Source organism: Noviherbaspirillum aerium (assembly GCF_008929045.1).
Lineage (GTDB): Bacteria > Pseudomonadota > Gammaproteobacteria > Burkholderiales > Burkholderiaceae_D > Noviherbaspirillum > Noviherbaspirillum aerium.
Map to the genome: position 1 here is coordinate 104311 of NZ_VFAH01000007.1, position 22087 is coordinate 126397.

17 protein-coding genes and 1 pseudogene are annotated in these 22087 nt (G+C 59.8%); 9 read left to right on the forward strand and 9 right to left on the reverse strand.

Annotation, left to right across the window (positions count from 1 at the left end; genetic code table 11):
- Positions 1 to 116: 116 nt before the first annotated feature.
- Positions 117 to 1148, reverse strand: a complete 1032-nt coding sequence (locus tag FH061_RS12485) for a DctP family TRAP transporter solute-binding subunit (RefSeq protein WP_151636158.1) — start codon at positions 1146 to 1148, stop codon at positions 117 to 119.
- Positions 1149 to 1491: 343 nt separating this feature from the next.
- On the opposite strand from FH061_RS12485, the gene FH061_RS12490 reads away from it, so the two are divergent.
- Positions 1492 to 1683: a hypothetical protein gene (locus tag FH061_RS12490; RefSeq protein WP_151636159.1), complete on the forward strand. Its 192-nt coding sequence runs from the start codon at positions 1492 to 1494 to the stop codon at positions 1681 to 1683.
- A gap of 209 nt (positions 1684 to 1892) precedes the next feature.
- Positions 1893 to 2228 carry a hypothetical protein gene (locus FH061_RS12495; protein ID WP_151636160.1) on the forward strand — a complete coding sequence of 112 codons (336 nt, stop codon included), beginning with the start codon at positions 1893 to 1895 and terminating at the stop codon, positions 2226 to 2228.
- 211 nt (positions 2229 to 2439) lie between these two features.
- Here FH061_RS12495 and FH061_RS30435 read toward each other — a convergent pair whose 3' ends face one another.
- The gene (locus FH061_RS30435) at positions 2440 to 2937 is read right to left on the reverse strand and encodes an EF-hand domain-containing protein (RefSeq protein ID WP_192805038.1); all 498 of its coding nucleotides are present in this window, start codon (positions 2935 to 2937) and stop codon (positions 2440 to 2442) included.
- Between the two features lie 235 nt (positions 2938 to 3172).
- Here FH061_RS30435 and FH061_RS12505 point away from each other — a divergent pair, with 235 nt between their 5' ends.
- The 7 genes from FH061_RS12505 (at position 3173) to FH061_RS12535 (ending at position 11689) form a co-directional block, all read left to right on the forward strand.
- Entirely contained in the window at positions 3173 to 3937 is a 765-nt protein-coding gene (locus FH061_RS12505; protein ID WP_151636162.1) for an SDR family NAD(P)-dependent oxidoreductase, read from the forward strand.
- 482 nt (positions 3938 to 4419) lie between these two features.
- Entirely contained in the window at positions 4420 to 6000 is a 1581-nt protein-coding gene (locus FH061_RS12510) for an ABC transporter substrate-binding protein (RefSeq protein ID WP_151636163.1), read from the forward strand.
- Positions 6001 to 6030: 30 nt separating this feature from the next.
- On the forward strand, positions 6031 to 7008 hold the full coding sequence (locus FH061_RS12515) for an ABC transporter permease (RefSeq protein ID WP_151636164.1): 978 nt from the start codon (positions 6031 to 6033) through the stop codon (positions 7006 to 7008).
- Positions 7005 to 7901 carry an ABC transporter permease gene (locus tag FH061_RS12520; RefSeq protein ID WP_151636165.1) on the forward strand — a complete coding sequence of 299 codons (897 nt, stop codon included), beginning with the start codon at positions 7005 to 7007 and terminating at the stop codon, positions 7899 to 7901. The genes FH061_RS12515 and FH061_RS12520 overlap by 4 nt, the downstream gene beginning before the upstream one ends.
- Complete coding sequence (locus FH061_RS12525) at positions 7898 to 8929, forward strand: ABC transporter ATP-binding protein (protein ID WP_404822455.1); 1032 nt, start codon at positions 7898 to 7900, stop codon at positions 8927 to 8929. The genes FH061_RS12520 and FH061_RS12525 overlap by 4 nt, the downstream gene beginning before the upstream one ends.
- A 51-nt stretch (positions 8930 to 8980) precedes the next feature.
- On the forward strand, positions 8981 to 10003 hold the full coding sequence (locus FH061_RS12530) for an ABC transporter ATP-binding protein (RefSeq protein WP_151636166.1): 1023 nt from the start codon (positions 8981 to 8983) through the stop codon (positions 10001 to 10003).
- Between the two features lie 138 nt (positions 10004 to 10141).
- Positions 10142 to 11689 carry a class I SAM-dependent methyltransferase gene (locus FH061_RS12535; protein ID WP_151636167.1) on the forward strand — a complete coding sequence of 516 codons (1548 nt, stop codon included), beginning with the start codon at positions 10142 to 10144 and terminating at the stop codon, positions 11687 to 11689.
- Between the two features lie 246 nt (positions 11690 to 11935).
- Here FH061_RS12535 and FH061_RS12540 read toward each other — a convergent pair whose 3' ends face one another.
- The 7 genes and pseudogenes from FH061_RS12540 to FH061_RS12570 form a co-directional block, all read right to left on the reverse strand.
- Positions 11936 to 12805, reverse strand: coding sequence for an ABC transporter permease (locus tag FH061_RS12540; protein ID WP_151636168.1), 870 nt, complete (start codon positions 12803 to 12805; stop codon positions 11936 to 11938).
- A 3-nt stretch (positions 12806 to 12808) separates the two neighbouring features.
- Positions 12809 to 13726, reverse strand: coding sequence for an ABC transporter ATP-binding protein (locus FH061_RS12545; protein ID WP_151636169.1), 918 nt, complete (start codon positions 13724 to 13726; stop codon positions 12809 to 12811).
- Between the two features lie 45 nt (positions 13727 to 13771).
- The gene (locus FH061_RS12550; RefSeq protein ID WP_151636170.1) at positions 13772 to 14809 is read right to left on the reverse strand and encodes an ABC transporter substrate-binding protein; all 1038 of its coding nucleotides are present in this window, start codon (positions 14807 to 14809) and stop codon (positions 13772 to 13774) included.
- A gap of 89 nt (positions 14810 to 14898) precedes the next feature.
- Positions 14899 to 15792 (reverse strand): TauD/TfdA dioxygenase family protein, encoded by an 894-nt coding sequence (locus FH061_RS12555; RefSeq protein WP_151636171.1) that lies wholly within the window; start codon positions 15790 to 15792, stop codon positions 14899 to 14901.
- A gap of 1214 nt (positions 15793 to 17006) precedes the next feature.
- On the reverse strand, positions 17007 to 17345 hold the full coding sequence (locus FH061_RS12560) for a hypothetical protein (RefSeq protein ID WP_151636172.1): 339 nt from the start codon (positions 17343 to 17345) through the stop codon (positions 17007 to 17009).
- Positions 17346 to 17605: 260 nt separating this feature from the next.
- Positions 17606 to 17758 (reverse strand): annotated as a pseudogene (locus FH061_RS12565) (transposase); the annotation flags it as partial.
- A 750-nt stretch (positions 17759 to 18508) separates the two neighbouring features.
- Positions 18509 to 20914: a leucine-rich repeat domain-containing protein gene (locus tag FH061_RS12570; protein ID WP_151636173.1), complete on the reverse strand. Its 2406-nt coding sequence runs from the start codon at positions 20912 to 20914 to the stop codon at positions 18509 to 18511.
- Between the last annotated feature and the right edge of the window lie 1173 nt (positions 20915 to 22087).

Sequence of the window (22087 nt, forward strand, 5' to 3'; positions counted from 1 at the left end):
TTGTCGTTGCGTCGTGATGGGCTGTAACAAAAAGCCGCTCCATTGAGCGGCTTGATGCAGTGAACGCCCGGCTCCCGGAGGGAGCAAGGGCGAAACACCACTGCGTGCAGGGAGGCTTACTTGCGGGCTGCGATCTCCGCTTCCGCCTTCTTGACCAGGTCGACGCCGATGGTCTTGGACCACTTGTCGTAGACCGGGCGCGTCAGCTTCCTGAACTCTTCCAGCTCTGCCGCGCTCGGGCGGGTCACCTTCACGCCCTGGGCTTCGACTTCCTTCCACAGCGCATTGTCGGTGCCGCTCAGTCCCTTGCGCGCCAGCGCGATCTCTTCCTTGCCGGCCTGAATGGCGGCGGCGCGCACCGCTTCCTGGTCTTCCTTGCTCCAGCTTTCCCAGACCTTGCGGTTGACGACGAAGATCAGCGGGTCGTTCATGTATCCCCACTGGGTCAGGTATTTCTGGCCGACCGAGCTGATCTTGGCGCCGAGGAAGACCGAGATCGGATTTTCCTGGCCGTCGACCGCGCCCGAGGCCAGCGCCGGCTGGGCGTCGGCCCAGCTCATCTGCGTCGGATTCGCGCCCAGCGCGGTAAAGGTGTCATTGAACAGCGGCGAGCCGACCACGCGGAACTTCATGCCCTTCATGTCGGCCGGCGTCTTGATTTCGCGCTTGGAATTGCTGATCTCGCGAAAACCGTTCTCGCCCCAGGCCAGCGGCACCACGCCGTTCTTCTCGATGGCCTTGAAAATCATCTTGCCGGTTTCGCCAGCCATCAGCGCATCGGCCGAGCGGTAGTCTGGCTGCAGGAAAGGCAGCGAGAACAGGTTGAGTTCCTTGACCTGCGGCGACCAGTTGATCGACGAGCCGACCGCGAGATCGATCACGCCCTGGCGAATCGCGGTGAATTCACGGGTCTGGTCGCCTGCCACCAGCGAAGTGCCGGGATACATCTTGATGTTGATGCGGCCCTGCGTTTTTTCCTTGACCAGTTCGGCCCAGCGCTCGCCGCCCTTGCCCCAGGGGAAGGCGGTGCCGAGCACGGTGGAAAGGCGGTATTCAGGCTGGTATTTCTGCTGTGCATGGACGGGGCCGGCGATAGCGATGGCGGCACCGATGGCCAGTGCGGTCAATGCGAAGATGGGCTTGCGCAAGATGTCTCCTTTGGTAAGCGAGCGGGCGGCATCTGGTGTGCCGCCTGTTATTGAAATCGGTACGGGGTGACGAAGCACCCTGGCCAGTCCGGCACTTGCCATGATCATGACAGATGCGCAAAAGGCCTGGACACTTTACCAAATTTAGTCTTGCTTTGTCTTTCTTTTCAGAACGATCATTCGGTTTCAGTCGGGAACCGCTTTCCGGAAGTCCGCCACTCATTACGGAACAAGGAAAGCGTATGGACGCTCGCCGATGCGGCTTGCAGTCTTGCAAGCACAGATAATCCGTTGGCATGCGCATTGCTTTCCGGATCGCAGGACAATTTACAGGTACCAGAGCATGAACCAATCCGATGAAATGATCGAATTGCTGGTGTCTTCGCTGGCGTCAAGCACCTCCGAACATGATGCCTACCTGTTCAGGGATGCGCTGAAGCGCCTCGTGAGGACTGCCCAGCAAGAACAGCTGATCGAAATGCAGCGCGACTTCGATACCGTCTACGACACGATGTCGGGCAAGAGGGCGCGGTAAGCGTTGGCCTGTCATCTGCAGGTGCGGAGGGCAATGCGCAAAAATTGCCTGACCTATGCGCACAAATACATCGGCGATGACCGACTTCGCCTGCCTGCGGCCCGCCTGCTTGCGATGCCGCAAGCTTGTAACTCGAGGTAAAAGCTGCTGTGCCGGCGCGGGGAAGCAACGATATTGAATGGATAACCACTCCCCCTATGGAGAATGCCATGAAGAAGTTGCTCCTAGCGCTGTCCGTCCTGTTGGGCGGTATCGGCGCGGCAGCGCATGCCCAGCCGGCGGCGAATGCCGGCATGGCACAGAATGATGTTCTGCTGATCGTGGATATCAAGCCGGTGGCAGCACAGGTGGCGAAGAATCTCAATGTGGAAGCGACCCGCATTCCGCTGACCGTGCAGGCGCCGCTCGAGGTGGCGGCCAATGCCTGCGCGATACCGGCCACCGTGCTGGGAGCGCAAGGCGGCGCCGGGGCTGTCGGATGTACCGCGACAGCAACGTCGCCTGCGCTCGAACAGTTGGTGAAAACCCGTCTGCTGCAGCAGTGAAGCTGCCCGGCTTCACCGGGGTTTCGGCTTACTTCGGCCTCGTATCAATCCAAGCCATCCCATAGATCGCGTCTTTTTCCGCCTGCCCGCGCTGCGCTCGTCATCCATAGCCGGGGCGCCGAGCCGGCCATGGATTACCGACAGCGCGCATCGGCTTCGCCAGCCGGAAAGATTCATCGATCTCATGGTGCGTCATGATTCGGGATCGGTATTACCTGGTCCCGCCCGATGCGCCAGGCGCCGCAGAGCCTCCGGCACCGGACCCTGCTCCTTCGGCCGATGGGCCGCCGCGTGCAGCACGCCTTGCTTCGCGCGAGGCAGCCATCTCGGCATGATTTTTCTGATGCTGAGCCGCAAGCTCCTCCTTCGTTACGTACCCGTCCGCATTGCCATCGGCCTTTGAAAAGGCTTCCGACTGGCGCGCCAGGAATTCCTGGCGCGATACCTTGCCGTCCTTGTCGGTATCGAGGCTGGTGATGTGATGCTCGATCATTTTCTGCGCATCCATCTGGCCATGCTGACGACCATGGTGCGGCTTGTCGGCGGAGCCGCGCGGACCGCCAGGCTGCGCCGAACCTGATGACGGCGGTGTGGCCGCGGATGTGCCGGAGGCACTTGGCGAGCCACCCGCAGACCCGCTGGCGGGGCTTTGCGCATGGGCGGCGAGGGTAACGGCAAACAGACTTGCAACGAATAGCGACTTGTTCATGGAGTACCTTTCCTTCTTGAAAATAAGAGGTTCCTGCTCAGCAGTATAGAAAGCTTTGCACGGTCCAAGGTTCATCTTTACCTCTTCTTTCAATGACGCATCCTTCGATACATGGGCGTACATGCTTGCCTTGCCGGCATCGGTGCGCGGAACTTGGAAGGCGCGCCTGCATCCATCTGGCGGATGCCTTGCGACGCAGGGGCAACAACCGCACAAGCACAACACGGAGAACAAGATGAACAGATTTACCGAAAAGGTGGTGATCGTTACCGGGGCGGGATCGGGCATTGGCGCGGCCACCGCGAAACGCTTTGCCGCGGAGGGCGCGCTGGTGGTGCTCGCGGGACGGACGAGGGAAAAGCTCGACGGGATAGCCGCGCAATTGCCGCCAGGGAAAAATCTGGTGCGCGTCACCGACGTGTCGCGTCTCGATGATGTGGAAGGCCTGGTGAAGGATACCCTGCAGCGCTTCGGGCGCCTCGACGTTCTGGTCAACAATGCCGGCGTCGCTCCCGAGGGAAAAGTCACCGAGGCCAGTGTCGAGGATTGGCGGCAAGTGATGTCCATCGATCTGGACGGCGTGTTCTACGGCTGCCGCGTCGCCATTCCGGAACTGATCAAGACCCGCGGCTCGATCATCAACGTGTCCTCGGTATCGGGGCTGGGCGGCGACTGGGGCCTGAGCTTCTACAACGCGGCCAAGGGCGCGGTCACCAATTTCACCCGCGCGCTGGCGATGGACCATGGTCCGGACGGCATCCGCATCAACGCGGTCTGCCCCAGCCTCACGCGCAGCAACCTGACGGAAGACATGTACGCCGACCCGGAGATCATGGCCAAGTTCAAGGAAAGAATTCCGATGGCACGCGGTGCCGAGCCGGAGGAAGTCGCGGGCGTGATCGCCTTTCTTGCCAGCGACGATGCGCGCTTCGTCAACGGGGTCAACCTGCCGATCGACGGCGGGCTGACCGCATCGAACGGACAGCCGCCGATGGTGTGATGGTGCGATTCCCGGCTTGCCGGGCGATAGAGGCTGGTCCGCGCCGGCAGGTGTCGTGCCCTGCTCTCCCTGTCTCGCCGCCCGCATGGGGCTCCGGGTTCGCAACGCACGAGTTGCGCCTCGAAGCCGGGGCGGCTTCAGCGCATGCCGTCAGGACCGATCCCCCTCCTGCGCTCCCCCTTGAAAGGGGAGGGGCTTTCCTTACCTTGCGAGCAGCTTGCAAGCGGCTGCCAGGTCCGCAGGCGCACCTCCTTGGCGCTTCAGACCGCTTCAGACGCTCATGCGAATTCCGCATGAGCGTCGCCGGACATATTCTTTCTCCTCCTTTTCTCCTTATTGTTAGAATTGCCAGCATCCAAACCTTGTAAGGAGGAGCCGGCATGACGTTCAGGGAACCCCTGGCATCCTAGCGAGTGCAGCCGCCCACGGGGCGCCGCGCAACGGCACCGTTTTCCACCATCCAACCCCACCAGGAAACATCCATGTCTCCCTATCGCAAAAAACTGATCGGCGCACTGCTGGCGGCAAGCGCCTCGGCCATGCTCATCGCCGCCGCCCCGGCGCAGGCCGCCGACCTGAAGATCGCCCTGGCTGCGGATGTCTCTTCGCTCGATCCGCACTTCGTCAACATCGCGCCCAATATCGCCCTTTCCCAGCACATGTTCGACGCCCTGGTGCATGTCGATCCCAACGGCCAGCTGATTCCCGGCCTGGCGGTGTCGTGGAAGGCGGTCAACCCGACCACCTGGGAATTCAAGCTGCGTCCCAACGTCAAGTTTCATGACGGCTCGGACCTGACGGCGGAAGACGTCGCCTACTCGCTCGACCGCCCGGCGTCGCTCACCAACAGCCCCGGCCCGTTCACCAGCTACACCAAGCAGATCGTCGGCAAGGAAATCGTCGATGCGCAGACCATCCGCCTGAAAACCGCGACGCCCTACGGCCCCCTGCCCCTGGATGTCAGTTCCATTTTCATCGTCTCGAAAAAGGCTGCCCAGCAGGCGAGCACCGAAGACTTCAACAACGGCAAGGCCGCCGTCGGCAGCGGCCCCTTCAAGTTCGGCAGCTACAAGCGCGGCGACCGCATCGAACTGGTACGCAACGATGCCTACTGGGGAAGCAAGCCGGCATGGGACAAGGTGACCTTCCGCATCATCGCTTCCGACACGCCGCGACTGACCGCCCTGCTGGCCGGCGAAGTCGATGCGATCGAATCGGTGCCGACCGTGGACATCGGCAAGGTGCGCGCCAATCCGAAATTCCGCATCGAGCAGAAGGTGTCGTGGCGCACCATCTTCTGGCATCTCGACCAGTCGCGCGACAAGTCGCCCTTCGTGTTCGACAAGTCCGGCAAGCCGCTGGACAAGAATCCGTTCAAGGACGTGCGCGTGCGCCAGGCCATCTCCAAGGCGATCAACCGCCAGGTGCTCGTGGAGCAAACCATGGAAGGCCTGGCCGTTCCCGCATCGAACGTGGTATCGCCCGGCATCTTCGGCCATGCCGAGGCCCTCAAGGTGGAGACCTACGATGTCGCCGGCGCCAGGAAGCTGCTGGCCGAGGCCGGCTATCCCGACGGTTTCGCCGTCACGCTGCACGGTCCGAACAACCGCTATGTGAATGACGACCAGATCGTGCAGACGACGGCCCAGTTCCTCAGCCGCATCGGCATCCAGGCCAAGGTGGAAACCATGCCGCTGTCCTCGTACTTCGGCAAGGCGCGCGCCGGCGAATTCAGCATGGCCCTGCTCGGCTGGGGCTCGCTGGCCGGCGACTTCACGCTGCGCTCGCTGCTGGGCACAGCCGATCCGGATTCCGGCTGGGGCACCTGGAACTGGGGCAAGTACAGCAATCCCAAGGTGGATCAGTCGGTGCGTGCCGCGCTGTCCTCGGTCGATGCGCAGAAGCGCGAAGCCGCCGCCAGGGAGGGTGCCGTCACCGCGTTGAAGGACTATGCGGTAATCCCCTTGCATCACCAGTATGCGACCTGGGCCGTGCGCAAGGGTGTCAAGTACATAGCCCGCACGGATGAATTCACCTTCGCGCATCAGTTCGCTCCGGAATAAGCGCGGCGCGGCATACTAGGACTGCAAGGCATGTTCCTGTTCATCTCGCGCCGCATCGCGCAGACCGCCGGCGTCCTGCTGGTCATGTCGGCCCTGGTGTTCCTGGGGGTGTATGCGATCGGCAATCCGGTCGACATCCTGATCAATCCCCAGGCCGACCAGGCCGACATTGCGCGCGCCACCGCCGCGCTCGGCCTCGACCAGCCGCTGTGGAGGCAGTATGCGCGCTTTCTCCAGGGCGCGCTTTCCGGCGACCTGGGCAAGTCGTTCATCCACGACATTTCCGCCATCACGCTGATCCTGGAACGCATGCCCGCGACGCTGGAACTGTCCTTCGTCGCCATGGGCATTGCCGTCTTGCTGGGCGTGCCGCTCGGGCTGTGGGCCGGGCTGCGACCCGACGCCCTGTCCGGCAAGGCCATCATGGCCGGCTCCATCCTCGGCTTTTCCCTGCCCACGTTCTGGGTCGGGCTGATGATGATCATGCTGTTCTCGGTGCAACTGGGCTGGCTGCCGTCGAGCGGACGCGGACCGACGACGGACATCATGGGCTTTCCCGTTTCCCTTTTCAGCGCGGAAGGCTGGCGGCACATCCTGATGCCGGCGATCAATCTTGCGCTGTTCAAGCTGTCGCTCATCATCCGGTTGACCCGCGCGGGGACGCGGGAGGCGCTGCTGCAGGACTACGTTCGCTTCGCCCGCGCCAAGGGTTTGCGGGAAAGCCGGGTGATCGGCTTGCATGTCCTGAAAAACATCCTGATTCCCATCGTGACCGTCATCGGCCTGGAGTTCGGCTCGCTGATCGCCTTCGCGGTGGTGACCGAATCCATCTTTTCCTGGCCTGGCATGGGCAAGCTGCTGCTCGACTCCATCAATCAGCTCGACCGCCCGGTCATCGTCGCCTATCTGCTGATGACGGTGCTGCTGTATGCCTTGATCAACCTGACCGTGGATATCGTGTATGCCCTGCTCGATCCGCGCGTGCGCCTTGCCGGAGCAGGACAATGACACCCATCCCGAAAGCCGGGACGCCGCTGCGCCGATTCCTGTCGGCCTATTTCGAAAGCCGGCTCGCGATGTCCGGACTCATCCTGCTGCTCGTCGTGCTGTGCGCCGCCGCGCTGGCGCCCTGGATCGCGATGCAGGACCCTTACGATCTGGCGCAGCTCGACATCTCGGATGCGCGCCGCGCGCCCGGTTCTCCGAGCGTCGACGGCCTGCGCCATTACCCGCTCGGCACCGATGAACAGGGGCGCGACATGCTGTCGGCCATTCTTTACGGCTTGCGCGTCAGCCTCTTCGTCGGCGTGAGCGCCACCCTCATCGCGCTGGCCATCGGCATGACCCTCGGCCTGATCGCCGGCTATTTCGGCGGCAAGGCCGATGCGGTGATCATGCGCGTCGCCGACCTGCAGCTGTCCTTTCCGGCCATCCTGATCGCGCTGGTGCTGCTTGCCATTCTCGGCAAGGGCACCGGCAAGATCATTACCGCGCTGATCGCGGTGCAGTGGGCGTATTACGCCCGCACCACCCGGGGCGTGGCCATCGTCGAGCGGCAGAAGGAATACATCGATGCCGCCATCCTGCTCGGCCTGTCGACGACGCGCATCCTGTTCGGGCACCTGCTGCCGAACTGCCTGCCGCCGCTGATCGTGGTGGCGACGCTGCAGATCGCGGCGGCGATCGCGCTGGAAGCCACGCTGTCCTTTCTCGGCGTCGGCCTTCCGGTCACGGAGCCGTCGCTGGGCCTGCTGATCGCCAACGGCTTCCAGTATCTGCTGACCGGCAAGTACTGGATCAGCTTCTTTCCCGGTGCGGCCCTGCTGCTGACCCTGGTCGCCATCAACCTGGTCGCCGACCGCTTGCGCGACGTGATCAATCCCCGCCTGCAGGTGCAATGATGCCCGCCATTCCAGTCGATCAGGACGCGCTGCCCGCGAACCTGCGCCGCCCTACCCTCGCCGTCGAGGATCTGCGCACGCATTTCCTCGGCCGGTCCGGACCGGCCAGAGCGGTCGACGGCGTGAGCTTCCGGGTCGAACAAGGTGAAATCCTGGGCCTGGTCGGCGAATCCGGCTCCGGCAAGTCGGTCACCGGCGCCTCCATCATGGGCCTGGTCGACAAGCCCGGAGAAGTGGTCGGTGGCCGCATCCTGTTCAAGGGCGACAACCTGCGGGAATACGACAGGGAACGGCTGCGGCAGCTGCGCGGCAACCGCATCGCCATGATCTTCCAGGACCCGATGATGACCCTCAATCCGGTGCTGCGCATCGACACGCAGATGATCGAAGCGATCCTCGCCCATGAACGCATCGGCAAGCCGGCCGGCCGCGTCCGGGCGCGCGATGCGCTTTCACGCGTCGGCATTGCTTCGCCCGAGGAGCGGCTGCATGCCTATCCTCACCAGTTTTCCGGCGGCATGCGCCAGCGCGTGGCGATTGCCATTGCGCTGCTCAACCGGCCCGACCTCATCATCGCGGACGAACCGACGACGGCGCTCGATGTGACGATACAGGCGCAGATCCTGCATGAAATGCAGGCGTTGTGCCGCGAATCCGGGACCAGCCTGATCTGGATCACGCATGACCTTGCCGTCGTCGCCGGCCTCGCGGACCGGGTTGCGGTCATGTATGCGGGGCGTATCGTGGAACAGGGCAGCACGGCCCAGATCATCGAATCGGCCAGGCATCCATACACCCGTGCGCTGATGGATTCGATTCCCTCGCGCGGCGTGCGCGGACAGCCGCTGCGGCAGATTCCGGGCAGTCCGCAATCGCCGTTCAACCGGCCGTCCGGCTGCGCTTTCCGCGATCGCTGTCCGCGTGCCACGCAAGCCTGCCTGCAGGAGCCGCCGGTAACCGTGGAGCAGGACGGGCGCGAACTGCGCTGCTTCCACCCGATCATCGCCGCCGCAACAGCGCCGGCCTGATGCGCGGCGAAAAAATGCAATGAAACCGCTCCCCCTTCGGACGACGACCCCATGACCACCACCCCTCTGCTGGAATTGCGCCAGGTTTCCAAGCACTTCCGGAAATCGCCCGGGCTTCTTTCCCGCCTGCGCAGGGCCGCCGGCATGCCTCTTCCGCAATCGACCGTCTTCGCGGTCGACAATGTGAGTCTGTCGATCCAGCCGGGCGAGGTGGTCGGCCTGGTCGGCGAATCCGGCTGCGGCAAATCCACGCTGGGCAGAATGGCCGTCGGCCTGCACAGCCTGTCGGCCGGCGAACGGCACTGGAAAGGCGAGCTGATCGGCAGCGCGGCAGCGCCGGCGCCCGCGGCATTGCTGGCCAAGGCGCGGCATGGCCTCGGCATGCAAATGATCTTCCAGGATCCGCAGGCCTCGCTCAACCCGCGCATGCGCGTGCAGGACATCGTCGGCGAGGCGCCGGTGGCGCACGGCATCGTGCCGCGCGCGCAGCAAGCCGAGTATGTGGCATCGCTGCTGGAGCGGGTCGGGCTGGACCCGGCGGTGATCCGGCATTTTCCCTACCAGTTCTCCGGCGGCCAGCGCGCGCGCGTGGGCATTGCCCGCGCGCTGGCGGTCAGGCCGGAATTCCTGGTCTGCGACGAAGCGGTGGCCGCACTCGATGTCTCGATCCAGGCGCAGATACTCAACCTGTTCATGCGCCTGCGCGACGAGCTCAACCTGACCTATCTGTTCATCAGCCATGACCTGAACGTGGTGCATCATGTCAGCCGGCGCATCGTGGTGATGTATCTCGGGCGCGTGGTCGAATCGATTGCCTCGGAGCGCCTGTTCACCGACGCCAATCATCCTTACACCCGCGCCCTGCTCGCCGAAGTGCCGACCCTCGAAGTCAGGAAGAAGCGCTTCATCGCCATCCAGGGCGAGCTGCCGTCGCCGCTGGCGCCGCCCTCGGGCTGCCACTTCCATCCGCGCTGCCCGCATGCGATGCCGGTCTGCCGGGAACAGGCGCCGGCGCTCGCCGAAATCGCGCCGGGGCATCATTCCGCCTGCCATCTGAATCGCCTTCCCGCCTGATTTCCGCCGTCCGGGCAAGCGCCCGCCCGGGTCGGCCGCTGTTCATGCATGGAACCGCTTTCCTCGCTGGCGTTACCCATAGTCAACAGGGCACGCGATGGATGCCCGGTACGAAATCCAATAAGGGAGCAATCCAGCATGACGCGGAACGACGGCTATGTATCGGACATTACTTATCCGGTCTCGTTTTTCAAGGAACAAAGCCCGGCGCATCTGAGCTTTGCCTGCATTCTCAACGGCTACGAGCCGGTGGCGCTGGACAGGCCCTTTACCTACATGGAGCTGGGCTGCGGGCGCGGCCTGACTTCCAATGTGCTGGCGGCGGCCAACCCGCATGCCCGGTTTTTTGCGAGCGACTTCAATCCCGCGCATATCCTCGGCGCCCGCGAACTGGCCGAGGCCGCGGAGTTGAAAAACATGACCTTCCTGGAAAACAGTTTCGAAGAACTGGCGGCAGGCAAGGTGGAGGATCTGCCCCGGTTCGACTTCGTCAGCCTCTATGGCGTCTACTCCTGGGTCCACGCCGGGAACCGCCGGCAGATCGTCGATTTCCTCAAGCGCTACCTGAAACCGGGCGGCATTGTTTTCCTCAGCTATAACGCCATGCCGGGCTGGTGCGCGGCGACGGTGCTCCAGCGCCTGATCCGGCTGCATGCGGACTTGCATCCCAATGACAGCGCCGCACAGATCGATCAGGCGCGCGATTTCATCGGGCGCCTGCAGCATGCCGGCCCGCGCTTCCTGTCCAGGAACGCAAGCCTGTCGCCTTACATGGAGTCGCTCAAGGACAGCGGCAATGACTACCTGGCGCATGAATACCTGCATGACGGATGGAGCGCGCTGTACCATGCCGACGTGGCGCACGATATGGCGGCAGCGAAGCTCGATTACGCAGCTTCCGCCCTGATGACCCAGAACTTCCCCGAGCTTTACCTGACGCCGGAGCAACAGCAGTTCCTCGGCACCATTTCCCATGCGGCGTTGCGCGAAACAGCGCGCGACTGCATCATGAATACCTCACTGCGCCAGGATGTCTTCATACGCGGCGCCCGCCGCCTGTCGCCGGCGCGCCTTGCCACGTGGATGAGCAGGACCGGGCTGGCGCTCAGCCGTCCGAATGTTTCCGGCGACCCCAAGCTCGAAGCACTGGTTGACTTTGACGAGCTGTATGCGCCGCTGCTGGACGCACTCAGGAAGAGGCCGCATCGTCTTTCGGAACTGGCCCTGCTGCCGCCCTACGCGCAGCGACCTGCGGCAGACTTGCTGAAAGTCGCGGCGAGGCTGATCACGAATAGCAGGGTCGCGCCCTATTTCGTTCAGACGGCGGCAATCGACCCCGCACCGGCGCAGCGGCTGAACATGGAGTTGGCCCGGCTGTCCGAAACAAGCGACGAGCATCAAGTGCTGGCGTCGCCGCTGCTGGGTAGCGGCACCGAGGCGGGACTGATTCAGCGCCTGGTGTACCCGTTCGCGGCGCAACTCGGAAAAGACGTCGATGTCGAGCTGATTTCACGGCATGTCGCAACGGTGATCGCAGCGCAGGAAAATCCTTCAGCGCAAGACGGCCAGGCCGCAGATTCCCCCGAAATGCGGCACGAGGAAATTCTCGGTACGGTGCGCGCGATCCTGGAGCTGCGCCTGCCGATCTGGATGCAGCATGGCGCGGTGGCCAAGTGCGCGCCATGAGTGCGCCATGAGTGCGCACTGACACCGGCCGCCGTCAACCGCCAACCGGGGAGCGATGGGCTCCGGGATCGACTGCAGCATCCGTCACCGGGAGTTTTCCTTGTCGGCAGGATCATTTCGCCGTAGAGGAAACACCAGCGATGCGACGGCGGCTATGAGCGCCAGAACGGCAGTGGCAAGATCAAGCAGATCCATGATGGTCTCCCGCGTTGTTGATGCGTGCTGCGATGCATCCCGGTCGGCCGGCTACCGCTGCATTCCCCAGCGCCGCACCGTGACGCGTTCCAGCGAATGGAACACGATGTTTTCCACCAGCAAGCCGATCAGGATGACCGCGGCCAGGCCGGCGAACACCTTGTCAGTATAGAGCTCGTTGCGGTTCTGGAAAATGTACCAGCCCAGACCGCCCTTGCCCGAAGTCGCGCCGAAAACCAGTTCGGCGGCGATCAGCGTGCGCCAGGCAAAGGCCCATGCGATCTTCAAGCCGGAGACGATGGACGGCAGGGCCGCCGGCACCAGGATCTGCACCACCAGCCGCAACCCGCGCAGTCCGTAATTGCGGCCCGCCATGCGCAGGGTCTCCGGCACGCCCTGGAAACCGGCATAGGTATTGAGCGCCAGCGGCCACAGCACCGAATGCAGCAGCACGAAAATCAGGCTGCCGCGCCCCAGGCCGAACCACAGCAACGCCAGCGGCAGCAGCGCAATGGCCGGCAGCGGGTTGAACATCGAGGTCAGCGTTTCCAGCAGGTCGCGTCCGATCCGGGTCGACACCGCCAGCGCCGTCAGCATGAAAGCGGCGGCCACGCCGAGGGCATAGCCCTGCAGCAGCACGCCGAGCGACACGGCGATGTTGCCGATCAGCTCGCCGCTGCCGAGTCCCTCGACCAGTGCGCGCGCCGTGGCGCTGAAGGTCGGCAGCAGCAGTTCATTGTCTTGCCAGCGCGCAAACATCTCCCAGACCACCGCAAGCAGGCCGAGAATGAATGCCTTGCGCAGGGTGCCGGATTGCCAGAGCCGCCGGTGCAGCGGCAGGATGCGTTCGGCGGCGATGTCGCCCAGCGGTTCGGGCGGGCGTTCATATTCCGGTCGTACCGGAGGAACGAGTGCATGCATGAATCAGGCCTCCTGGACACGCGCAGCGTGCGCGACTCCGCCGGCATTTTCATCGGCATCGGCATCGGCATCGGCTTCATGTCGCGATGGCGCCGGCTCATCGAAGAGCAGGCGGTGAATCCGCTTGGCGGTGGACTGGAATTCGCTGCCGCCGAGGCTGTGCAGGCCGAACTGATGGCTGTTGATTTCGGCCCGCACCCGCCCCGGATGCGGCGACAGCAGCAGGATGCGGTTGCCGACGACCAGGGCTTCCTCGATCGAGTGCGTCACGAACAGCAGCGTGAAGCGCTCCTCTTCCCACAGCGCCTGCAGTTCCTCCTGCATCTTGCGGCGCGTCAGCGCATCGAGCGCGGCGAAGGGTTCGTCCATCAGCAGCACTTCCGGCTGCATGGCGAGTGCACGCGCAATCGCCACCCGCTGCTTCATGCCGCCCGACAAGGTGTGCGGAAAGGCATCGGCGAAGCGGTCGAGACCGACCTTGTGCAGCCAGTGCAGGGCGCGCGCTTCGGCTTCCCGCCGGCCGGCGCGCCTGCTGGCGAGCAGCGGAAACATGACATTTTCCTTGACGGTTTTCCACGGCGGCAGCTGGTCGAATTCCTGGAACACCACGACGCGGTCAGGCCCCGGCCCGGCCACGACCCGGCCGTCAAGACAGATGCCGCCTTCACGCGGCGCGATGAAGCCGCCGACGGCCTTGAGCAGCGTGGACTTGCCGCAACCCGACGGTCCCAGCAGCACGAAGCGGTCGCCGCGGTGCACGTCGAAGCTCACCCGGTGCGTGGCGCGCACCGCATGGGCGGCGGTGCGGTATTCCAGCGTCACGCCTTGCGCCTGCAACAGCGGCATGTCGGTGGCCGGGCGGGTGCGGCCGGCGGCCGGGGGCGCGCTCGAAATCGGTAGCGCAAGCGGATGCACGCTCATGCCATTCTCCTGTGTTGGGTGAATCCGTAATGAATCCGTAATGAATCAGCTGCCCTGCGCAGTGGCGGGATCATCGAAGAAATAATCGCGCCAGCTTTTCGGCTGGTTCTTGATCGCGCCGATGCGATGCAGGAACTGCGCGAAGGCAAAGGTGTTCTGCGGCGCTATCTTGAACTGCACCTGCGGATTGGTGATGATGCCGAGCAGCAGCTTGCGGTCGGTATTGGTCTTGTTCACCCGCAGGTAGGCATCCACCGCCGCATCCGGATTGCTCGTGATGAACTGCGCCGCCTCGGTCAGCGCGGCGATGAAGGCGCCGTAGGTTTTCGGATTCTCGCTGCGGAATTTCTCGGTGGCGTACAGCACCGTGGCCGAGCCCGGTCCGCCCAGCACGTCATAGGAATTGAGCACGACATGCGCGTTCGGATTCTGCGCCAGCTCCTGGTCCTGGAATGGCGGATTGCCAAAATGCGCATTGATCTCGGTCTTGCCGGCGATCAGGGCCGCCGCCGCGTCGGGATGCGGCAGGGCCTGGGTCAGCTTGTCGAGCCGCGCGAATTCCTTGTCGCCCCACTGTTTCGCCGCCGCCATCTGCAGGATGCGCGCCTGCACCGAGACCGTCACCGCCGGCAGCGCGATCCTGTCCTTGTCGGTGAAGTCGGCGATGGTCTTCACCTTCGGATTAGTGCTGACCAGGTAATACGGGAAATTGCCGAGCGACGCCACGCCTTTCACGTTCTGCTTGCCGTGGGTGCGGTCCCACAACGTGAGCAGCGGGCCGACGCCGGCCCCGGCGATATCGATGGACCCGGACAGCAGCGCATCATTGGTCGAGGCGCCGCCGGACAGCTTGGTCCATTCCACCTGGATATCGACGCCCTTCTGCTTGCCGTGCTTTTCGATCAGCTTCTGGTCCTGCGCCACATTGAGGAGCAGGTAGACCACGCCGAACTGCTCGGCGATGCGGATGCGGCCCTCGGCATGAGCGGGCAGGGCCAGCGTGCCGCAGACGAGGCCCAGACTTGCGGCCAGAGCGAGAACACGGCGGCGCGCGCCGCTGAAACGGTGAATCGGTTCGGACATGGTGGAGCTCCCTATTGTCATTCGTTGTTCGTTATTCGGCATTCGTTATGCATTGCACCACTGGGTGCAATGACAGCCCTGCCTGATGATCAGAAAGGCGCATCGCCTTCGATGGTGGTGCGATACAGCTTGCGGCGCTGGTCGTCGGGACAGCCGGCGGCGAGATGCATGAGCGAACGGTTATCCCAGAACACCATGTCGTGCGGCTGCCAGCGATGACGGTAGACGTGCTCCGGCTTGACGCTGTGGGCGAACAGCTGGTCGAGCAGGTCGCGGCTTTCATCCTCGGGCAGGCCGACGATGCGCGGCGTGAAATGTTCGCTCACGAACAATGCCTTGCGGCCGGTCTCGGGATGCGTGCGCACCACCGGATGCGTCACCGGCTTGACCTGCGCGATCTGTTCTTCGGTCAGGTTCGGCCGCCACGGGCTGCGGCGCTGCAGTTCCGCATACTTGGTCAGGTAGCTGTGCTCGGCCTTCAAGCCCTCCACCTTGCGCTTCAGGTGCCCGGGCAGGGTGTCGTAGGCCAGGTGCATGTTGGCGAACAGGGTATCGCCTCCTTCGGCCGGCAATTCCTGCGCATGCAGCATCGAACCCAGGCTGGGGAGCTCCTTGTAGGACAGGTCGGAATGCCAGTAATGGCCCGCATCGCCGAGGCCGATCGGCTGGCCGTTCTCCTTGATGTTGGAGACGATCAGGATTTCGGGATGACCGGGCAGCTGGAATTGATGCAGCACATGGATCTGCAGCCGTCCGAAGCGGCGACTGAAATCGATCTGCTGCCGCGGCGTGATGCGCTGGTCGCGGAATACCAGTACATGATGATCGAGATGCGCGCGATGCAGGCGGGAAAAATCGGCGTCGTTCAAGGGCTGCGACAGATCGAGACCGATCACTTCCGCGCCCAGCGGCGGCGCCAGCGGGCGGATGGCAAACCTGGTTGCGGTACGGACAGCTTCGGCTGCAGGAGCAATGACGGACATGGCGTTAACCCGGAAAGAATTTGACAACAAATTCTATGGCGCTCCGTAATGCGTGCAAACGAAGCTTATCGGCTATGCAAAGTGACTTTTCGCATATGAGCCGCCGGTGCGGCTACAGTGCCTTCGCACTCCTAGTGGTACGAGTTAACAATCTGTTGATCAACTGGTGGACGAGAATCATGCCGATACTGCGTCAACAATGCGCGTAGCGAATGACAAAGGCGCGGCCTTGCTGTGCTTACTTCCTTGTCTCGACATGATTTCGCCACATTGGCTTTCAACAAATTTCCAACTCACACCACCAGAGCGGATTGCAGGCGGGTGTAAGGAAGAATCGGTTTGCCCTGAGATGCAGGGCAAGGCGGGAGAAGCGCCGTGTGGCGGGCCACACCAGCGACGACTAACGCCGCCATGCGCCCAAGGCAGCCGCTTTGATGCGCATGACATAAAGGACGTGAGTGACCTGGGCCCGTCTGCCAGCAAGGTCTCAAGGTTTTGCCGGAACTTGCTGCTTCACCGATCCACTCATCTAAGTACCTGTTTAAAAACTTGCTGCGCGGCGTGATTCCGGCACTGCGGTGCTCGACATACCTCACGCAGGCGTGCGCTTCTCGTACCAGGCTCAAGCCGCTCGCTACAGTTTTCAAAATTGACGGAGTTCGAATTATCAACCGATGGCGAGTTATTGCTTGAGACTCTCATATCCGGCTGTTCCTTAATTTGGGTAAATTTTTATGTAAATCGTGAAGCGTTAACGATTTAATGCTGCACCCTGAGGTGCGGAGCCGGCAGGAAAGCGGTTCCCGTGCATGAAGAATTTAGTTTGTTAAAGCTGATGTTTCTCGCCGTTGTAGATACTGAAAACTTTGAGATTTTCAGAACCGCGATCAGTTCGGTAATTAAGAAAGATTGGCAAATGATTCAACGTGTTTCTCATGCAGGAAAAGCCTGCCTGGAGGCCTCGTTACTTCACCATCAGCGCAAGGCATGCAACGAGTGGATGCCGGCAACGAACAACTCAATCTTACCGCGACGAGTGTGTTCGGCCAGCGCGCTCGCACTGACGCTACCGTCGATAGCGCGAACGCGCGGTCGAAGAAGTGGTGCAGCGGTTCTGACACCGAGCACGGAAAAGAGCTATCGGTGCATAGCGGACTGCTTTCACCAATAACTCTTTTCCATGCTCGTGCAATACTATGCCAATAAGATAAAAATTAGCGAATAGAATTGTGATCAGGCTTTGCAGATTTTTCATTAATTTCCGAGATCTTTTCCTTGCTCATGCCGAGCATGGAAGCAAGCTTTTCAGCATCTGAGGAATTAAGCTCACCCATAAATGCGTCGCCCATCAACTTCATTTGCTGCTTTTCATCGTCGGTCGCCTTTCCTTGCTGATCTTTTATATGGTATAGGTTTGATAGATTCGACATTGCGGTCGATGCATCTTTCGATGAAATATTTGGATCTTGCAGGGTCTTTTTGAGACTTTCTTCGGTATGCATTTCGTTAGGGGGGGTGGGGGCGATACCTATGCCGCTGACTGTCATGCTCATGTTTTAGTGCTCCTTAAATTAAACTTAATTTATTATGTACGGACTGCACGGTCCTTATACTTCGAGTCCGCGCCTAGGTGAGTGGAAGATGGAGGCCGTACTGTTCCCATAAGTGCTCCTGTTGCCCGTTTTGTGGGCGAATTTGAGTCCGCGATGTAATTCGATGCAACGCTGTCAGACACAAAAGAAGCGGCTTGGAGCCCGTTTGAAAAATGTAGCGAACGGCTTGAGCCCGGTACGAGAAGCGCACGCCTAACTGCCTATTTCGTTAGGGCTGAACGCCAAGCGATGATTCCGCAGGCAAGCTGCAACATGGCGAGGTAGGTGTCTTCACGTTTTTCCCACCTTACCAGTAGCCGACGGAAGCGGTTGAGCCAGCTATGGGTGTGCTCAACGACCCAGCGTCTGGCACGTGCGCGGTACTGGTTGGGACCGCTGCGTCGAACATTACACCGCCCTTGTTCATCTCTCACTTGTCATGATTCTGCTTCGACGCCATTTATGAAACGAGTTCTAACGAAGCAGAGGGCTTTCCTAGCCCTTGCTTCGTTTGTCGGGCATCACGCTTTGCGGAACGGCAAATCGCCTTCCCTTCTTGCGGGCCTGATGTATCGGCAAATTCACCGCTCTTCAATCAAGCGGCATGCTGGCCGCTCCGGTCACAAGGGCGCCCCCTCTTTCAAGTCCGCATCGGATGATGCAAGGGCGGAGCGCCGTCATACACGGCATCCCCGTCGGTACATCGCAGCTGACGTGCCTACCTCCCTCCGCCATGCCCCTCCCACGGTCTGACCATACAGCTGAAACCGGCGCAGTAGATGGATACGTAGCTTGCCTTCCCAAGCGGTGCTGGCAGTGAGCGGATAATGCGGTTTATTTCAGTATGGACTGCTTTTGCGTGGCAAAGCAATACAACCCGGGAAGGAATTTCACAGAAAATCTATAGTGAGCTGTCATACATACGAATGCAGCTTAGCGGCCATGTACAAAAGTCTTTATATGTGCAATTCCGCTTCACGCTGCCTGGATGCTTAAGCGAAATCCAATGCACGCATATTCGAAGAGACTGGCACCCTCCTGTGGCGAGGATGCCGTCACTTTTATAACGCTACGGATCGGGCGACACTGCCGCTGCCCTCAACTCATTGGAACAACCGATACGATCAATGTCCTTGGAAAAAGCTTGCTTCAGGATCATTTTTCATCGCCTCTTTTAGGTCATTGAGCGCTTGTTCACTAAAGATATAGCTAGGGCCAAATTCGCGTGCTTCGTATTCTTTACCCACTTCTTCAGGAAGAGGATTTCCGTTCAGGATGATTATCAAATGGTTTCGCTCTCGAGGATCGATGGCACGGAGATCATTCAACTTAATACCCATCTCATTCAATTGGGAAGCCAGATCCGCCGGGCTCGTCGCCATCCCTCCAAACCTCTTGGTGCCTCTAGCGTTCATTTGGCTTGTCGTGAGTTCGGGAGGCATTGCACTGATTAAATTCTTACTCAAGTCCAGGAATTTGAGATTTGGCGGCAATGTTGTCAACGGGATTTCCTTCAACCTGTTGCCTTTTGCGTCAATTGAAGTGATTTTTACGCCATGCGGCCATACCGGAGGTAGTTCTGACAGTCCCAAGTTCTTGAGTTCCAATGGCGTACCCCGGTGTTCACCATTATCTCCGTGCACCCATTCTTCGAGCCTTTCAATTGCCTCTCTCCGAGCCGGCATTTCCTCGCCTCCGTTGTCAATGTAAGCCTGATAATTAGGCATGATTGCGCGCCACGTTTCTTCATAGGTATATTTCGTCACCTTGCGTCCTGCACTATCACTAGGAAGCTCTGGAGGTGCAAAGACGATGTAGCTTGGCCATCGGTTCTCGGTTGTTAATTTTCTTACGATGCGTGGAGCAAGTGTTGTTGCTCCCAACTCCACAGTAAGACTTTTAAATGATTCAGGAAGGTTTTCATCTTGAATGTCAGTTAATGGATTTCCGTTTAGACGAAGAACTTTCAGTGTTTCTGGAAGCGTACTTATATTGACTTCCCTGATGTTTTGGTTCTTGACAATCAACTCCGGCACGTCGGGCGGAATGGGAGGCATGCTTGAAAATTTCAGGGTGTTATCCGATTCTGCGGAAAGATCCAGCACCAGAACAGGTTTCTGCCTTTTAGTTTCAGATGGAGTCCAAATATTAGAATGATGCTTACCCATCCACGTTAGAATTTTATCAGCGGCTAGTTTCCGAGCTGCTTTTTCATCAGAGTTCATAGACGTCCATATCTCTAATCTCCTTTGAAATGAAATCTTTTTTGCTGAAACCTGCTGGGCGGAGCTGCTCGTTGCAGGTGCATACTGTGTAGGATCTGGAGATGCAAAATCTTTTGCTTTGATTCCAGGTACGCTTTCACCTTTCGGTAAAGCCTGAGGAGTGGAAGCAAGGGGTTTAACCTTAGCTTCCGCACCGGTAGAAGGAATTGTAATGACTTCCACACCTGTATTTCGTAGACTTTCTAGCGCATCCACCGGGAACTGATTTTGTCGCACCTTTACTTTTGTTCCTAACTGCGGCATCGGTGGAGGAGAGCTGAGGTCGAATATCTCAGTTAAATTCAGGGTGAATTCTTTCCTGGATGCAAGTCCACTTTTGATTTTTTCTACAACTTTTGCTCTGACGGCAGATTCGGTGGAAAAACCTTCGTTAAACCACCCCAATAACTGATCACGATAATCTGTTCCTCTTAAGCGCGAATTCGTAGCTCTATTTTCAGTTTTAGCTTTGTCGGTAGTATGCAGACCGGGCCCGGCCTCGTAGGTTGCGGTATTAACGTTGCCTGCACTCAATGCAGTCACTTTATCGCGAGCGTCAGCCACAGCAGGCATAACGACTGCTATTCCTGCGCTATTTAATTGATTCACGAATGCTAATGGAGGAGCATCACCACTGATTATATTTATCTGCACATTACCGGTTTCGGAGACAGCTAGAGTGCTTGTACCGCTACGCACACTCTCATATAACCTTCCAATCTGTTCCAGTTTGTTTTTGGTCTCCTGGTCGTCATTGATATCTCTTTGAATCCATGGAGTCAACTTTTCACCAACCGTTTTCCATAGTTCATACTGCTCCACTGTCGTATTTACGGGAGGGGCAGCCATCTCCTTGTCCGAAGAACCTGCTCCCTTTTGAAGAGTTGAACCTATTTGTTTGGATCGCTGTTGTTCAGCAGCCTGTTTTGCTCTCCAATTTGCTGCGATAGCTCGTGCTGCTGAAAATGGTTCGCCCTTCCCGGGCATATCTGTTTCCGGCGCAACTTTCACAGGAGTGTCTGGGGTTTTCGTGCGAGCCAAGGGATGGCTTGGGGTCTGAGGATGTCTTGCACCGGCTTGGCGCTGTGCTAAAGCCGCTTCTATCTCCAGTTGCACGCGCGGTTTTTTAAGCTTCAATATCCCTAAGCGCTTAGGCCGCTGATCAGACGGTAATGTTTGCTCCCTATTCTGCCGCCTGGCTTTTTGCATGTCGTCCAAGAGAAAATCGGGGCGTTGAAAAGCAAAAGACGTATATGGAAATTTCATGATGATTAAAATGTGAGGGGCGCATCAAGGTGGGAATGCAATGAAAGAGATTCAGCCAAGACAATTGGGTCGTCTGCTTACCTATCGACTGATAACAGGAACGCAGTTTTTGTGTCAGATTGAGTGGCGATCAAGTCCGTTAGAGTTCCATATCCGGATGCTTTTTTATACCAATCCCAAGTCGCGACGTGCCATGAGATCAATGGATGTTTTCGACGGAGGGAGGCCGAGGTTGCAGACCAGCAGTGCATAGCGAGACTAATTCATGTGGGCCGCTGCTAGAGCGTTTTCCCCCTGACCTGCCTGCTGATCCCGGACAGATTACCGCCGGCACCGCGTTGTGACTCCTTGCCATGGCTGGCCATGTCGCGTCGTCACGCCTTGTTCCAGCAGCAATCTTCCTCGGCCCCGACCTTGACCAGGCCGGTCAAGCCGAAAACGCTCTCGGCGGGGAAGTCCTGTTCCCTGTCCCGGCTTGCCCCTTTGTCTTCCGGCGATAAAAGAAAGTGGGCGTTGCAAAGCAAATGCTGAAATTTTAGGGTGAGTCAATAAAGTTATGCAGTAAAAGCCCGGAAATTTTCAGGTCAGCGCCTCATCATGGAGTCTTATACCAATCCCAAGCCGTTCCACACCATGAGATCGCATCTTTTCCCACCCGGCTGCGTTGCGCTCGTCATCCATAGCCCCGCTATGAATTCCTCCCGTGCCTCGCCAGTCGAAAGAATCCATCGATCTCATGGCATGTTATGACCTGGGATTGGTATTACTCGACAAAGTCGATAGCGACGTACGTCAATGTGCCTGACCTGCTCTGCACCAGTAGGAAAGACCCGGTATTGGCAACGTGGAGTGCAGTCCACAGTTCCTTGCGCTGCAACGACGTTTTAAGGCATGGACAGTTCGTCGTCTTTGAACACTAAGATATCTGGGCTTTTCCGCCTAAGCTAACCTTTCTTGCCTCCGATAGTCCCGTATCTCTCAAATCGAGAGTAAAAATATACCCGGGGAGCTTGTTGCCGTCTTTAAGTATTCCGGGTGGAACGCCCCTGATAGGAAGTCCGCTTAAATCCACTCGAGCGCCTTGTTCACTTCTAGAATGTCATTAACCTTTTACTCGCAGTTGCTCTAGCCTCGGCTACGTCTGCATTGTCGGCCTTCCCAATCCATTGCTGC